Origin of the sequence: Streptococcus sp. HPH0090, assembly GCF_000411475.1 — a bacterium.
GTDB lineage: Bacteria > Bacillota > Bacilli > Lactobacillales > Streptococcaceae > Streptococcus.
In genome coordinates this window covers 738,845-753,884 of record NZ_KE150464.1, presented here as the reverse complement: position 1 = coordinate 753,884, position 15,040 = coordinate 738,845, and the positions used below count along the sequence as shown (strand labels likewise).

Here is a 15,040-nt window from a genome sequence, read left to right as displayed (position 1 = left end):
AAGTAATGAGTGAAGCAAAAGTTTATGTGATTCATGAGAATCTTGAATGGACCCAGCATTTGGTCAAATGGTTGGAAGAACTAGAAGTCCCTTATGAACTGTGGGATTTGTCTAGTGGAATTTTGGATCTGCAAAGTCCACCGCCACAGGGTATTTTCTACAATCGTATGTCTGCGTCTTCTCACACAAGAGGACATCGCTATGCGCCAGAATTTACAGAGCAGGTGATTACTTGGTTAGAAGCCCACGGACGCAAGGTTGTGAATGGAACTGGAGCTATCAACCTAGAAATCAGTAAAGTCAAACAATATTTGAAGTTAAACGAGTCTGGCATTGAGACTCCTGCGACAGTTGCAGTTTTAGGCCAAGAAAATATCATTGAAGCAGCCAGAAAATTGAACATCTATCCATTGATTACCAAGCACAATCGAGCAGGTAAGGGGTTAGGCGTTCAACTCTTCCAAAATGAAGAAGAACTTGAAGCTTATGTCAATAGCCCTCTCTTTGAACCATCAGTGGACGGGATTACCTTGTTACAAGCCTACATCAAACCAAGTGATGGACGTATCCGTCGTTCAGAGTTTATCAATCAGAAGTTTCTCTATACTGTTTCAATCGATTCTTCAGATGGATTCCAACTTTGTCCAGCAGATGGTTGTCAAATTGGCAAGAGACCAGAACAACTAGAAACGTCTGAAAAATTTCAGATTACAGAACCTCTACCAGATTCTCGAAGAGAAGCTTATGAGAACTTCCTTAAGAATGCTCAGATTGAAGTTGCTGCTATTGAATGGGTTCAGTCAGAGAGTGGTGATATTTATGTTTATGATGTAAATACCAACACAAACTACAATCCTACCGCAGAAAAAAATGCCAATATTTTTGCTCACCAACATTTGGCTCAATATCTAAAAACAGAATTGCAAGCCCTAACGAGTGGACAATAAAGTACTAAAGAAAATCCCCCAGTATTAAATGACTGGGGGATTTATCTGTTTTCGTTATATACAAGTAGATGAGAATTATTGATTGACCTTGAAATCTGGATCCTTAAGACTTTGAACACTGGCATTAATCACAGCACCAACAATCAATAACTTGGCAATGATAATGAACCAAAACATCATGACAACAACGATGATGGAACTGAAAAATCGAACGTCGACGAGATAGTTGACATAGTTATTGAAGTAAGCTGAAAAGATGGTTAATAAAGAAATAAGAGTGACGAATACGAATAGACTTCCAGGAAGGACGTAACGAATACGACCAATTTTCACGTTTGGAAGTAAGTAATAAATCATGATGAGGATTGCAAAGAGGAATACATAAGCTAAAGGCCCTGTAAAATCTTGTAAGTAACTAAAAAGGGAACTCTCAGATTTCCAGTAGTTCTTAAGAAAGTCTAGTAACATATGACCAAACATACTGAAGAAGAGAATTATGGCAAAGAGAATCTGTAATCCCAAACTAACTAGGATACTCATCAACTGATGAGAAATAAGTCCTCTGTTTTTAGCGATTCCATAAGCTTTATTAAAGGCCTTCTGAAGGAAATTCATAGATTTTGAAAAAGTCCAAAGAGCTGATATCACCGCAAAGCTCAAGAGACCAGCAGATGGTTGTGTTAGCACTTCGCGGGCAATCTTTGCTACTACGTCATAGATTGTATCAGGTAAAAATTCCTTCAGTGAAATCAGAAAATCAGAGATTGGAATCTGAAAGTAGGGAAGGATATTGACCACTATCATGAGAAGTGGAAAGATTGAAATCAACCAATAATAAGCCACAGCTACACTGGTTAATTCAATATCTGAAACACGATAGTAGTGTAAAAAAGCTTTTAATAAGGGCCTATTAGTTAGTTGTTTCCACAACTCTTTCATTGCATAATCCTCCACAATAAAGTCTCACTTTTTATCCTAAATCTTAATTTCGTCGAACCAACTCCATCATATCATAAGGTAGCGTGTTGGCTGATTCTTTTAGAGAATAGGTTTCTAGGTTGTTTACATTTTGTCGTAGTTTTTTAGCATACTGGGCTGAGATGAGTTTTTGTTTCTCGTACTCAAAGATGCATTTACGTTCTAGATAATAACCTCTCAGCATTTCGTCGATATTATTGGGCTTAATACGATTGATAACCCGCTCCACAAAGGCACCACTGGTAATATGACTGGTTTCACGGAGACGAGATTCCTGCATAAAGCTAATAAGAGAACTCTTATAAATCCCTTTGAGGTTTTCCAAACTTTCGATGATGATTTCAGTGTTGGCTAGGTAGAGTTCAGCAATCTGGTCATAGTCAATGGCCAGAAGTCTTTGGGTTTCTTTGTTCTTCAAGGAACGGAGGGTTTTGCCAAATGTGAGCAACTCGTGTAGGAGAAAACGTACAATCCGAATAGAAACAAGGAAGTAGTAGGTTAGTCGAGAAGCAAAGTTTCGTTTAATATTTTTCTCCATGCTTTTCAGATAACGTTGGTAGACACGATATCCTCTTTCGCCGATTTTGCCTTCTTCATAGGCTTGCTCCAAACCATCGCTCTCGATACTGAGAATCAGTAGTTTGAGAGCTTCCCAGTCTTCCTGGATTTCCTTATTTTCCTGGTTGAGGATGAGGTTTTCAATCCGTCCATGATAATTATCGATCGCCGCATAGAGGGGAACCTTGTTTTTGGTATTGTCCAAATCTTTCTCTAACTCCATGGCAACATCATTTAGGATAGCGATGTGCATGAGATGATCCTTAGATGGCTCTTGCTCTTCAGAAAGGTGTGGTAAGACCAATAATCCAGTAAGAAAACTGACTAGGGTCACACCTGCGACGAGAAAGAGAAGTAGAGGATATTCTTGCTCTAAGTTAGACGGTATCAGGAGGATGGTAGCAATAGAAACTGTTCCTTTAACTCCAGAAAATGTCAAGAGAAGCATATCTTTAACATACTTGTGGAGACTTTTTTGAAGTTTCTTTATACGCAAAGCGTAAAAGCCATAAATCATTACAAAGCGGATAGCAAAAAGTAAGAAGGTTAAGAGGAAAACCGTGATGAGAAGAAGCACTTTGTTGTAAAAAGCACTCTTCAGAATTGGCTCCGCAATCATCTCCAGTTCCATTCCCAACAGAACGAAGACAGAACCATTGAGCATAAAGGTTACAGTGTGCCAAACGGTTTCAGTCACAGTATCCACCTGGGCTTCAAGAAGATTTATCTTTTTAAAACGACTCGCTTTCAAAATACCAGCAACAACGACTGCGATAATTCCAGAAACATGAATTCCTTCAGCTATGAAGAAGGTTAGAAGTGGTAAACTAAGATCTAGCAGTAGTTCACTGGCTATATCAGTAGCACGGACACTTAGAAGGAAGGAGTGGAGGAATCGGTTTATTAAAGCCGTTATAAGACCAACTGCAAGCCCTCCAACGATAGAGATAGCCAGAGATATTCCTGCTTGAGCGATTGAAAAAGTTCCCGTTGTCCAAGCGATGAGGGCTACACGAAAAGCAATTAGCCCAGAAGCGTCATTTAATAGGCCTTCCCCTTTTAAGATATTTGAAATTCGTTTTGGAAAAGTAAAACGTTCAGAAAGAGAAGCAAAAGCGACGAGATCGGTCGGACCAAGTGCAGCTCCGACCGCAACGCAAGCAGCTAATGGTAAACCAATCCAAAGGACATGGGCAAGGCCTCCCATACTCAATGTTGATACAAAGATAACAGGGAAAATCAGATAGAGCACAATTTTCCAGTGTTTTAAGATAGAGGTTACATCTGCTTCTTGAGCCTCACGAAAGAGGAGCGGGCCGATTACCAAAGCTAGAAACAACTCAGTGTCTAGGTGATATTGGTTATTCGGTAAGCACAGACCAATCCCAATCCCCAGAAGTATTTGAATCAGGGGCATGGGTAAAAAGGGAAGTAGTTTATTGGTCGTACTAGAAACAATGAGAACAAGTAAAAATATCAAGAGATAAAAAAGTAAGTCCATCTTCTACCTCCTTATTTTTGTTTTCGACAAGCTTCAAAAAGTTCCTTTTGTTCTTGGATTTTTTGATCAATCTTCGAGCAATCCTTATGCTCAATTTTCTTCTGACAACGCTCCATTTCAAGTGTTATCATTTTTTTCTTGATTTTTAGCATCTTTTTGCTCATATGAGCTTCATCTAACATACCAACTGCACGTTCATGTTGGGTTGATTCAACGAATTTGTGACGAAGTCCTTCTATTTTATCACGTAGGTATTGTTTATCCATGGCGATACCTTTCTAATTTTTCAATCATAACTAAAAATGGTGGATTGTTGATTTGGTTGAGGGTACGATAGATCGTAGCAGTGTATTCTTGTTGTGGCAACTGACTGACAAAATCTAAGACAGCATCTCGCTCTATATCTCCGCCTTCATGCCCGTAGTAAATCATAATGGCTATACGTCCGCCCTTAATGAGCATCTGACAGAGTTTTTCTAGTGCCTCAAGGGTTGTCTGAGGTTGAGTGATAATGCTTTTATCAGCTGAAGGAAGATAACCTAGATTAAAGATGGCCGCCTTGACTTCTGTCACAAATTGATCCACAGTTTCGTGGCCTTGTAGAAGTAAGTCGACATTGGTCAAACCAGCTTCTTGCAGACGTTTGCTAGTCTTTTCTAGAGCTTTTTCCTGTATATCAAAAGCGTAGACTTGTTTAGCTAGTTTTGCAAGGAAAAGTGTATCGTGGCCATTTCCCATGGTCGCATCCACGACAACATCCTCTGGGGTGATGACTTGGGCAAGAAAATCATGCGCCATTTCAAGTGGTCTTTTCATTCATAAACTCCTGTTTTACAGCCTTGCATCCTTGAACACTACCTCGACGCCTCATTTCAGCTTCAATGCTATTTAGAACTTCCCATTTGTTGAGACTCCACATAGGACCAATCAGCATATCTCTAGGTGCATCACCTGTAATCCGATGGATAACGATATGCTTGGGAATGATTTCCAGCTGGTCACAGATGACCTTGACATATTCATCTTGACTCATGAGTTGTAAACGTCCTTCGTGATAGTCTCGTTGCATTCGAGTGTTGGTCATGAGGTGAAGTAGGTGAAGCTTAATCCCTTGAATATCATTATCTGTCACACAACGGCGAACATTTTCAACCATCATCTCATGGGTTTCACCTGGCAAACCATTGATTAAATGAGCTACAATCTCGATCTTTGGATATTTTCTTAAGCGTTTGACAGTCTCCACGTAGAGTTCATAGGAGTGGGCACGGTTAATCAATTCAGAAGTTTCTTCATAGGTAGTTTGTAAGCCTAACTCTACGGTAACATGCATTCGCTCTGATAACTCTGCCAAGTATTCGATAGTTTCATCAGGAAGACAGTCAGGTCGAGTACCGATATTGATACCGACAATCCCCGGTTCATTGATGGCTTGCTCATAACGCTCGCGAATCACTTCTAATTTTTCATGAGTATTAGTAAAATTTTGGAAATAAACCAAATACTTTTGGACATCAGGCCATTTACGGTGCATAAAGTCTATTTCCTTATAGAATTGCTCGCGAATAGGAGCATCAGGAGCAACGATTGCATCACCAGAACCAGAAACCGTACAAAAAGTACAGCCTCCATGAGCTACTGTACCATCACGGTTGGGACAATCAAATCCAGCATCAATCGGAACTTTAAATGTCTTTTCTCCAAATAAATTTCGGTAATAATCATTCAAGGTATTATAGGATTTCATAGCTAATATTATATCAAAAAACACCTATAAACTCAAAGTCAGTAAACGATTGGTGAGAAGCTCAAAAGTTTGAATATCAAAAAAAAATTAAAAAAGCCTTTACAAAAAAATAAAAAGTGGTATAATAGAGGTGTGATTAATGCAAACGTTTTCGTAAATCGTTTGCATTAGAATAAAATAAGGAGATTTGAATGATGAAAGCTACATTCAAAAATGTTTTGTCTTTCGAGTTTTGGCAAAAATTCGGTAAGGCTCTAATGGTGGTTATCGCTGTTATGCCGGCTGCTGGTTTGATGATTTCAATCGGTAAGTCACTTGCAATGATTAACCCTAACTTTGCACCACTCGTGATTACAGGTGGAATTCTTGAGCAAATCGGTTGGGGAGTTATCGGTAACCTACATATCTTATTTGCTCTTGCTATCGGTGGTAGCTGGGCTAAAGAACGTGCAGGTGGTGCATTTGCAGCAGGACTTGCCTTTATCTTAATCAACCGTATCACTGGTGCTATCTTTAGTGTAAGCAGTGATATGTTGAAAGATCCTAACGCTATGGTTTCAACAATCTTTGGTAACTCTATCAAAGTTTCTGATTACTTTATCAGTGTGTTTGAAGCTCCAGCGCTTAACATGGGTGTGTTCGTAGGGATTATTTCTGGTTTTGTAGGGGCAACTGCCTTTAACAAATACTACAACTTCCGTAAATTGCCAGATGCACTTTCATTCTTTAACGGAAAACGTTTCGTACCGTTTGTTGTTATCCTTCGTTCAGCGATTGCAGCGATTGTTCTTTCAGTTGCTTGGCCAGTTGTTCAAACAGGTATCAACAACTTTGGTATTTGGATTGCGAACTCACAAGAAACAGCTCCAGTTCTAGCACCATTCTTGTATGGTACTTTGGAACGTTTGCTCTTGCCATTTGGACTTCACCACATGTTGACAATCCCAATGAACTATACAGCTCTTGGTGGTACTTATGATGTGTTAACTGGTGCAGCAAAAGGAACTCAAGTATTTGGTCAAGATCCACTTTGGCTTGCATGGGTAACAGACCTTGTCAACCTTAAAGGAACAGATCCAGATCAATACCAACACTTACTTACAACTGTAACTCCAGCTCGTTTCAAAGTTGGACAAATGATTGGTTCATTCGGTATCTTGATGGGTATCATCGTTGCTATTTACCGTAACGTTGATCCAGATAAGAAACACCAATACAAAGGTATGATGATTGCGACAGCTCTTGCAACTTTCTTGACAGGGGTTACTGAACCAATCGAGTATATGTTCATGTTCATCGCAACACCTCTTTACCTTGTTTACGCTCTTGTACAAGGTGCTGCATTTGCAATGGCTGATATTGTTCACTTACGTGTTCACTCATTCGGTTCAATCGAATTCTTGACTCGTACTCCACTAGCTATCAATGCTGGTCTTGGTATGGATATTGTCAACTTCATCTGGGTAACAGTACTCTTTGGATTTATCATGTACTTCATCGCTAACTTCATGATTAAGAAATTCAACTATGCTACCCCAGGACGTAACGGTAACTATGAAAATGCGGATGGTTCTTCTGAATCTTCAGCTGCTGGTGAAACTAAAGTTGCAGAAGCTTCTCAAGCTGTAAATATCATTAACCTTCTTGGTGGACGTGCTAATATCGTTGATGTGGACGCATGTATGACTCGTCTTCGTGTTACTGTAAAAGACGCTGAAAAAGTCGGAACAGAAGAACAATGGAAATCTGAAGGAGCTATGGGACTTGTCATGAAAGGACAAGGTGTCCAAGCTATCTACGGTCCTAAAGCTGACGTTTTGAAATCAGATATCCAAGATATCCTTGACTCAGGTGAAGTGATTCCTGAAACTCTTCCAAGTCAAATGGCAGCTTCTCAAAAAGACGCTGTTGTATACAAAGGTGTGACGGAAGAAGTTTACTCAGTTGCTGATGGTCAAGTGATTGAATTGGAACAAGTGAAAGACCCAGTCTTCTCACAAAAAATGATGGGTGATGGATTTGCAGTGGAACCAGCAAATGGAAACATTGTATCTCCAGTTTCAGGTACTGTATCAAGTATCTTCCCAACTAAACATGCTCTTGGTCTTGTGACTGCAGAAGGTCTTGAAGTTCTTGTTCACATCGGTCTTGATACTGTAAGCCTTGAAGGAAAACCATTCGATGTGAAGGTTTCTGAAGGTCAAGCAGTAGCTGCTGGTGATCTCTTAGTCAAAGCTGACCTTGGTGCTATTCAAGCAGCAGGTCGTGAAACTACAACTGTAGTTGTCTTTACAAATGGAGACGTGATCAAGTCAGTTAAATTAGAACAAACAGGTTCTCTTGCAGCTAATACACCAGTTGCAAAAGTAGAATTGTAATCGTTTAGGGGTTGGAAGTTTTTTCCAACCTCTTGTTTATAGGAGAAAAAGTATGAAATTTTTAACCCTTAATACTCATAGTTGGATGGAAAAAGATCCTGAAGAAAAATTTCAGCTCTTGTTACAAGATATCCTTGAAAACAATTATGATTTAATTTGTTTTCAGGAAATTAACCAAGAAATCACCTCAGAGCAAGTAGAGGCTGGTCCATTATATCATTCGTTACCTTCAGCAGAACCGATTCACCAAGACCACTATGTGCGCCTTATGGTAGAGAAATTGGCTGAAAAAGGACTAAAATACTATTGGACATGGGCTTATAACCATATCGGTTATGATCGCTATCATGAGGGTGTTGCAATCTTATCTAAAACGCCGATTGAAGCGCGTGAGATTTTGGTTTCAGATGTGGATGACCCGACAGATTACCACACACGCCGAGTTGCTTTAGCAGAAACGGTAGTGGAAGGTAAAGAACTTGCTGTTGCGAGTGTGCATCTCTCTTGGTGGGATAAAGGCTTCCAAGAGGAATGGGCGCGTTTTGAAGTAGTTCTGAAAGAATTAAATAAGCCTCTCTTACTAGCAGGTGATTTCAATAATCCTGCAGGCCAAGAGGGTTATCAAGCTATTTTAGCTAGTCCACTAAACTTACAAGATGCATTTGAAGTTGCTAAAGAGAAAAGTGGAAGCTACACTGTTCCACCTGAGATTGATGGTTGGAAAGGTAATAGTGAACCTCTACGAATCGATTATGTCTTTACAACAAAGGATATGCAGGTAGAAAATCTGCAGGTAGTTTTCGATGGTCAACAAAATCCTCAAGTTAGCGATCACTATGGCCTTAAAGCAGAACTCTCATGGAAAAACTAAACAAGGAATTTTAGTAAAAACAAACAAGTTCCCCTTCTACTGACAGAAGGGGTTGATTTATTTAAAGAGTTAATATAGTTAAAGTTTTTAGTTGAATAACTTGTAAAATATCATAAAATCCTTTAAAATAAAAATGTTGGAGGAATTTATGATTGTAAATCAAATTGTGCGTATGATCCCGACGCTAAAGGTAAATAATAGAAATTTAAATGAATCATTTTATATTAAGACTTTGGGTATGAAACCCTTGCTTGAAGAGTCTGCCTTCTTATCACTTGGAGACCAGTCAGGCATTGAAAAGTTAGTTTTAGAAGAGTCACCGAGTATGAGAAGCCGTAAGGTTGAAGGAGTAAAAAAATTAGCTAGATTGATTGTAAAAGTAGAAAATCCATCTGAGATTGAAGCGCTACTAGCTAAAATGGAAAAGCTTCCTCATCTCTATAAAGGAAACAAGGGATATGCTTTTGAGGTTCTTTCTCCAGAAGGCGATTGTGTCCTTGTTCATGCGGAAGATGATATTAGAGATTTGGAAAAGGTTGAAGAAGAAGTCACTTTTTCAAAAGACGAGAACATGCAATATTTGACGGCGTTTGAAATCTCAGTGGAAGTTAACTTTCCAGAAGATACAATCAGCCTACTTGAAAAAGAAGAAATCGAAAATCGAATCGCTTTTAGAGAAGCTCAAGGCGGTGATTTACTTGTTGAAAATAATGTAACTTGGGACTTGTCTATGTTGAAATTCCAAGTAAAAGAACTTGACCTAGCCAGTCTGCGTCAACGTTTTGAAACTGCAGGTTACTTTATTCCTAAGTCTGAAAAGTTTTTCCTAACCAAGGATACCAACAATATTGAATTGTGGTTTGAAGCAGTATGAAACAAAAAATCATTCAAAAAATAGATCAACAAATTGAGGCAGGGATTTATCCTGGTGCCTCTTTTGCGTATTATCAGGATGGCGTTTGGTCTGACTGGTATCTAGGTGAAGCAAATCCAGAAATTGGTGAGAAGACGCGTGAAGGGTTGGTCTATGATTTAGCGAGTGTGAGCAAGGTCGTCGGAGTAGGAACGGTCTTAACCTTCTTGTGGAAGGAAGGTAAGATTGAGCTCGATCAATCCATAAAAGCGTACCTTCCAGAGGCGGATTATCCAGACATCACCCTTCGACAATTATTAACGCATGCGACGGATTTGGATCCTTTTATTCCTAATAGGGATCAACTCTCAGCAGACCAACTTAAAGATGCCATGTTTCATCTTAATCGCCGAGAGAAACGAGCTTTTCTCTACTCGGATGTGCACTTTCTCTTGCTTGGTTTTCTCTTAGAATCCTTTTTTGAAAAGGACTTGGATCAGATTTTACAAGAGCAAGTTTTGAATCCTTGGGGAATGAAGGAAACTCAGTTTGGTCCAGTTAGCCGTGCTGTTCCAACGGTCCGTGGACAGAAAGCAGGAATAGTACATGATCCCAAGGCGCGTTTACTAGGTAGACACGCTGGGAGTGCAGGTTTATTTTCAACTGTTCATGATTTAAAAATCTTCTTAGAGCATTATTTAAAGGATTCCTTTGCTGAAGACTTAAGTCAAAATTTTTCAGACTTGGATGACAAGGAACGTTCATTGGCTTGGAATATAGAAGGTGATTGGCTGGATCACACAGGCTATACTGGAACTTTTATCATGTGGAATCGACAGAAACAAGAGGCGGCAATCTTTTTATCTAACCGAACCTATGAGAAAGATGAGCGTGCTCAGTGGATATTGGATCGTAATCAGGTCATGGACTTGATTCGTGAAGCAGACTAGGGAGGGATCATGTCTAAAGCGTTAAAAGGAACTCTTTTTACAGTGATTGCAGGTATCGCATGGGGTCTATCAGGGACTAGCGGTCAATACTTGATGGCTCATGGAATTTCTGCTCTTGTTTTAACCAATATCCGTTTAATTATAGCAGGTCTCCTATTAGTCCTTTTGTCCTATATCAAGTCTAAGGAGCAATTCATAACTTTTCTAAAAGATAAATCAAGTCTGTTTTCTCTCTTGTTATTTTCTTTGTTTGGGCTCTTTTTAAATCAATTGGCCTATTTATCAGCTATTCAGGAAACAAATGCTGGTACAGCGACGGTCTTACAGTATGTCTGTCCAGTTGGAATCTTAGCTTATACTTGTATAAAAGATAAGGTAGCCCCTACACTTTCAGAAATCCTGTCTATGATTTTGGCTATAGGTGGAACTTTTCTCATTGCAACCCATGGGCAGTTGGATCAGCTCTCCATGACTCCTGCTGGTCTATTTTGGGGTTTGTTTTCTGCTCTGACTTATGCTCTTTATATCATTTTACCAATTAAACTAATTCAAAAGTGGGGGAGCATTCTGGTTATTGGTGTGGGAATGATGATCTCAGGTTTTCTAGCAGTGCCTTTTACAGGGATTATCGGGGCTAGTATTCCCTTATCTTTTGATATCTTTCTAGCTTTTGCAGGAATCATTCTGATAGGAACGGTCTTTGCCTATACTGCCTTTCTTAAGGGTGCCAGTATGATTGGACCAGTCAAGTCTAGCCTTCTAGCTTCTATTGAGCCCATCTCTGCAGTATTTTTTGCCTTTATGATTATGGGGGATATCTTTTATCCAGTAGATTTTCTAGGTATGGCAATGATTTTACTAGCTGTGACTATTATTTCTTTGAAGGATTTGATGCTAGAAAAGAAACATAAGTCTAGTTAAGGATGTGACAACCTTCCTAGGAGGTTGTTTTTTTATTCCCTAATATCAATTTATATAATTTTAAGATTGAAAGTTTATAATGAACTAACAAAACACAAAGATTTATGGAGGCAGTATGAATTTTATCCAAAGTATACATCCAACTAAACCCCTAAAATATTTAAAATGGTTTGATATCTTAATTATCACTATTTTAATGTTTGGAGAGTTTATCATTCGTTCCACACAACAATTTATGGAGAGTTTATCACCCTCAACTGTTACCAGTGTTGTGGAGACTACGTCAAATGTAGCAAGTGATGGGGCCGCCTATTCTAGTAATTTCAATTTCCAGTTGATCATGCTAGGGATTACTTTCCTCTACCTCCTGATTCGAAACTATGATTTTAAACAGCTTCCAATTCGCTTTACTTGGTCAGTTTTGATTTGGGTTCCCCTTATTTTTGCTGTTGTTGGTATTTTTGGTGATATTATTACAACTCTTAGTGGTGAGTATAATTACTTCAATCCCCAACTGATTCCTTTTATAGATCCCATGGAGATTATTAGAAAATTCATGGCTTTAACACCAATGGCGATTGGTTATGCATTATTAAATGGTTTTTACGAAGAATTTTTCTTCTTGGGCTTACTGACTTCAGTCAAAGAAAAACATAAGTGGTTAGTCCTAGTTTACTCCGTAATTATCAGGATTTCTTTCCATACCTATCAAGGATTACTCTGGGCATTGGTTATTGGTCTTGTTTATGGTCTCCTTTATTACTTCTTGTACAAGTATGTGGTCAAAAATCTCCTCCCATTCTTCCTCATGCATGCCTTGGCAGATATGTTTGGATCTAGTCTAATGTATCTCTTGATTACTTGGGCTTCTTAAGAATCAAAAAAAGCCACTCAAATAGAGTGGCTTTTTGGTTTAATCTTTGTTTTCGTATGGCAAGATCAAGTTTAGGATGATACCTGTCATAGCTGAAAGAGCAGTCCCAGAAAGGGTAACTGGACCAAGTTTAAGGATTGCTCCACCAAGTCCAAGTACCAACATTGCACTTGCGATGATAAGGTTACGCATTTGACCAAAATCAACACGTTCCTTGATCAAGACTTTCAAACCGTTGCTTGCGATAACCCCGTATAGAAGGATTGACATACCACCAAGTACAGCGTTTGGAATTGTAGAAATCAAGGCAGTAAATTTACCAAGGAAGCTAAGGGCGATAGCGATAAAAGCAGCGTTACGGATAACAGAGACAGAAGCGATGCGAGTCATACCAATAACCCCTGTATTTTCACCGTAAGTTGTATTTGCTGGTCCACCAAGGAAGGCAGAAACAGAAGTTGCGATACCATCACCGAGAAGGGTGCGGTGAAGACCCGGATCTTTCAAGAATTGGCGTCCACAGATTTGACTTAGAACGGTGTGGTCACCGATATGTTCAGAAATGGTTACAATAGCGATTGGTAAGATGGCGATTGTTTCAGGACCAAAGTAAAGGTCGTATTGTTTGAAGGCACCACCTGTATTGAATGGTAGGTAGAAACCAGGAATTTCAATCCAGTTAGCTTCAAGAACAGGAGTGAAGTCAACCAAGCCGAGCGCTAGGGCAAAGAGATATCCACCAATAATGGCAAAGAGGAAAGGAATGATACGAAGGAAACCTTTTCCTTTTGTATTGATAAAGGCAGCAATCAGGAAAGTAACGACTGCTACAAGAGCGTTTTTCCAGTTGCCGTCTGCGACAAGGCCAGCGTTGGTTACAGCAGAACTTGCAAGTCCAAGACCGATAACGATGATCATTGGTCCTATAATGATTGGAGGCAAGAGTTTATCAATCCATTTTGTACCTGCGAAGCGAACACTTGCAGCAACAAGGACATAAACAAAACCAGTTAGGATAACCCCTGTTTGAGCAGCAGATACATCACCACCCATTTCTTTCATGGCAAGTGACATGGCTGTAATAAAGGCGAAAGAAGAACCAAGATAAACAGGAACTCTAAAACCTGTTGCAATCATATAGATGAGGGTACCAACCCCTGAAGCAAAGAGGGCAACGGATACAGGCATTCCCAAAATAAGTGGGACCAAAATTGTTGCACCAAACATAGCAAAAACGTGCTGGAAGCTGAGAAGAATTCCCTTACCAGCAGAAGGACGTTGGTCGACGTCTAATAACAAATCAACAGTTGATTCTTGTTTCATAAATACCTCACTTTTGGGCATCAAAAAAGAGCCCATTATTTTACAGCAATAGGCTCTCAGAGTAAGACTTCATTAAAAAAATAATTGAAAACATTTTAATGAATGTTATGTATATCTGCGTCTTCGTCACCTCACGGGATGACATTAAAAACCTTTGCTTGTGATAGTATAGCAGAAAAAAATGATTTTGTAAATCATTTTTTCCCGAGCCTAGAAATAGGAAAGCGAGGTATGATTTTGTAAACGAATTTTTCCCGAGCCTAGAAATAAGAAAGCAAGGTTCGTTTTGTAAATGAATTTTTCCCGAGCCTAGAAATAAGAAAGCGAGGCTGATTCTGCAGATTTATGTATAATTCCTTTAAAGCGGACGTTTATTTGGCATACCTGCTTTTCTTGGATATTTATTTGGAGTTTCTTTTTTCTTTTCTACCACAGTAATATAGCGAGGGTCTCCATTGGGAAGAGTGTAGCTGATGTTGTCCTCAACTTTGCTAAAGAGAAGGTTAAGGGCGTTCTTGGCTTCTGTCAATTCCTCTGGTGCATTACTGGCCTTAAGTGCCAAAAGTTTTCCTCCTACCTTTAGATAAGGAATCGTTAATTCAGACAAGACCTGCATGCGAGCAACTGCTCGAGCTGTGACGATATCAAACTGGGCACGAAAATTCTTGTCTTGACCGAAATCTTCTGCACGCCCATGGTAGAAGTGAACATTTTCTAACTCTAACTCTTGTGCTAAGAGATTAAGGAAGTTGATTCGCTTGTTTAGGGAGTCAATAATAGTTACATCTAACTGAGGGTAAAGAATTTTCATAGGAAGACTTGGAAATCCAGCACCAGCTCCAATATCTAATAACTTTATTTCCTGATTTTCAATCAACTCTTGCAGGATAGGTGCAATCGAATCATAAAAATGCTTGAGATAGACTTCTTCCTTTTCAGTAATTGCAGTCAAGTTGATTTTTTCATTCCACTTGACTAAGAGTTCAAAATAACGCTCAAATTGTGCTTTTTGCTGGTCAGTAAGAACAATATTTTGTTCAGCGAGTAATGTGTAAAATGTTTCTGGTTTCATAGTTGTATCCTTCTTTGATGTCATCTTATTTTACCAAAAAATATGGAAATTTGATATACTTGTACTA

General features: G+C 39.2%; 14 protein-coding genes. 7 read left to right on the top strand and 7 right to left on the bottom strand.

Going from position 1 to position 15,040, the window contains the following annotated elements; all coding sequences use genetic code 11:
• Positions 1–5: 5 nt before the first annotated feature.
• Positions 6–947, top strand: a complete 942-nt coding sequence (locus HMPREF1481_RS05650; RefSeq protein ID WP_016466083.1) for an ATP-grasp domain-containing protein — start codon at positions 6–8, stop codon at positions 945–947.
• Between the two features lie 75 nt (positions 948–1,022).
• Here HMPREF1481_RS05650 and HMPREF1481_RS05645 read toward each other — a convergent pair whose 3' ends face one another.
• From HMPREF1481_RS05645 to HMPREF1481_RS05625, 5 genes are read right to left on the bottom strand one after another with little or no spacing between them, the layout of a single operon-like run.
• The gene (locus tag HMPREF1481_RS05645) at positions 1,023–1,886 is read right to left on the bottom strand and encodes a YihY/virulence factor BrkB family protein (RefSeq protein ID WP_016466082.1); all 864 of its coding nucleotides are present in this window, start codon (positions 1,884–1,886) and stop codon (positions 1,023–1,025) included.
• Positions 1,887–1,929: 43 nt separating this feature from the next.
• Positions 1,930–3,984 (bottom strand): cation:proton antiporter, encoded by a 2,055-nt coding sequence (locus HMPREF1481_RS05640; RefSeq protein WP_016466081.1) that lies wholly within the window; start codon positions 3,982–3,984, stop codon positions 1,930–1,932.
• A gap of 11 nt (positions 3,985–3,995) precedes the next feature.
• Complete coding sequence (locus HMPREF1481_RS05635) at positions 3,996–4,250, bottom strand: hypothetical protein (protein ID WP_006150587.1); 255 nt, start codon at positions 4,248–4,250, stop codon at positions 3,996–3,998.
• Positions 4,243–4,800: a tRNA (mnm(5)s(2)U34)-methyltransferase gene (locus HMPREF1481_RS05630; RefSeq protein ID WP_016466080.1), complete on the bottom strand. Its 558-nt coding sequence runs from the start codon at positions 4,798–4,800 to the stop codon at positions 4,243–4,245. The genes HMPREF1481_RS05635 and HMPREF1481_RS05630 overlap by 8 nt, the downstream gene beginning before the upstream one ends.
• Positions 4,784–5,731 carry a TIGR01212 family radical SAM protein gene (locus HMPREF1481_RS05625; RefSeq protein ID WP_016466079.1) on the bottom strand — a complete coding sequence of 316 codons (948 nt, stop codon included), beginning with the start codon at positions 5,729–5,731 and terminating at the stop codon, positions 4,784–4,786. The genes HMPREF1481_RS05630 and HMPREF1481_RS05625 overlap by 17 nt, the downstream gene beginning before the upstream one ends.
• Before the next feature lie 191 nt (positions 5,732–5,922).
• Here HMPREF1481_RS05625 and HMPREF1481_RS05620 point away from each other — a divergent pair, with 191 nt between their 5' ends.
• From HMPREF1481_RS05620 to HMPREF1481_RS05595, 6 genes are all read left to right on the top strand, one after another.
• A complete protein-coding gene (locus HMPREF1481_RS05620; RefSeq protein ID WP_016466078.1) occupies positions 5,923–8,109 on the top strand; it encodes a PTS transporter subunit IIBC in 2,187 nt (728 codons plus the stop codon).
• Positions 8,110–8,161: 52 nt separating this feature from the next.
• Positions 8,162–8,980, top strand: coding sequence for an endonuclease/exonuclease/phosphatase family protein (locus tag HMPREF1481_RS05615; RefSeq protein ID WP_016466077.1), 819 nt, complete (start codon positions 8,162–8,164; stop codon positions 8,978–8,980).
• 148 nt (positions 8,981–9,128) lie between these two features.
• Positions 9,129–9,854, top strand: coding sequence for a CppA N-terminal domain-containing protein (locus tag HMPREF1481_RS05610; protein ID WP_016466076.1), 726 nt, complete (start codon positions 9,129–9,131; stop codon positions 9,852–9,854).
• Positions 9,851–10,783, top strand: a complete 933-nt coding sequence (locus HMPREF1481_RS05605; RefSeq protein WP_016466075.1) for a serine hydrolase domain-containing protein — start codon at positions 9,851–9,853, stop codon at positions 10,781–10,783. Before HMPREF1481_RS05610 ends, HMPREF1481_RS05605 begins: the two co-directional genes overlap by 4 nt.
• A gap of 9 nt (positions 10,784–10,792) precedes the next feature.
• On the top strand, positions 10,793–11,704 hold the full coding sequence (locus tag HMPREF1481_RS05600; protein ID WP_016466074.1) for a DMT family transporter: 912 nt from the start codon (positions 10,793–10,795) through the stop codon (positions 11,702–11,704).
• Between the two features lie 115 nt (positions 11,705–11,819).
• Complete coding sequence (locus HMPREF1481_RS05595; protein WP_016466073.1) at positions 11,820–12,578, top strand: CPBP family intramembrane glutamic endopeptidase; 759 nt, start codon at positions 11,820–11,822, stop codon at positions 12,576–12,578.
• Positions 12,579–12,617: 39 nt separating this feature from the next.
• On the opposite strand, the gene HMPREF1481_RS05590 is transcribed toward HMPREF1481_RS05595, so the two are convergent.
• Both HMPREF1481_RS05590 and rsmG read right to left on the bottom strand, forming a co-directional pair.
• Positions 12,618–13,901: a uracil-xanthine permease family protein gene (locus HMPREF1481_RS05590; RefSeq protein ID WP_016466072.1), complete on the bottom strand. Its 1,284-nt coding sequence runs from the start codon at positions 13,899–13,901 to the stop codon at positions 12,618–12,620.
• A 358-nt stretch (positions 13,902–14,259) separates the two neighbouring features.
• Complete coding sequence (gene rsmG, locus HMPREF1481_RS05585; protein ID WP_016466071.1) at positions 14,260–14,973, bottom strand: 16S rRNA (guanine(527)-N(7))-methyltransferase RsmG; 714 nt, start codon at positions 14,971–14,973, stop codon at positions 14,260–14,262.
• Between the last annotated feature and the right edge of the window lie 67 nt (positions 14,974–15,040).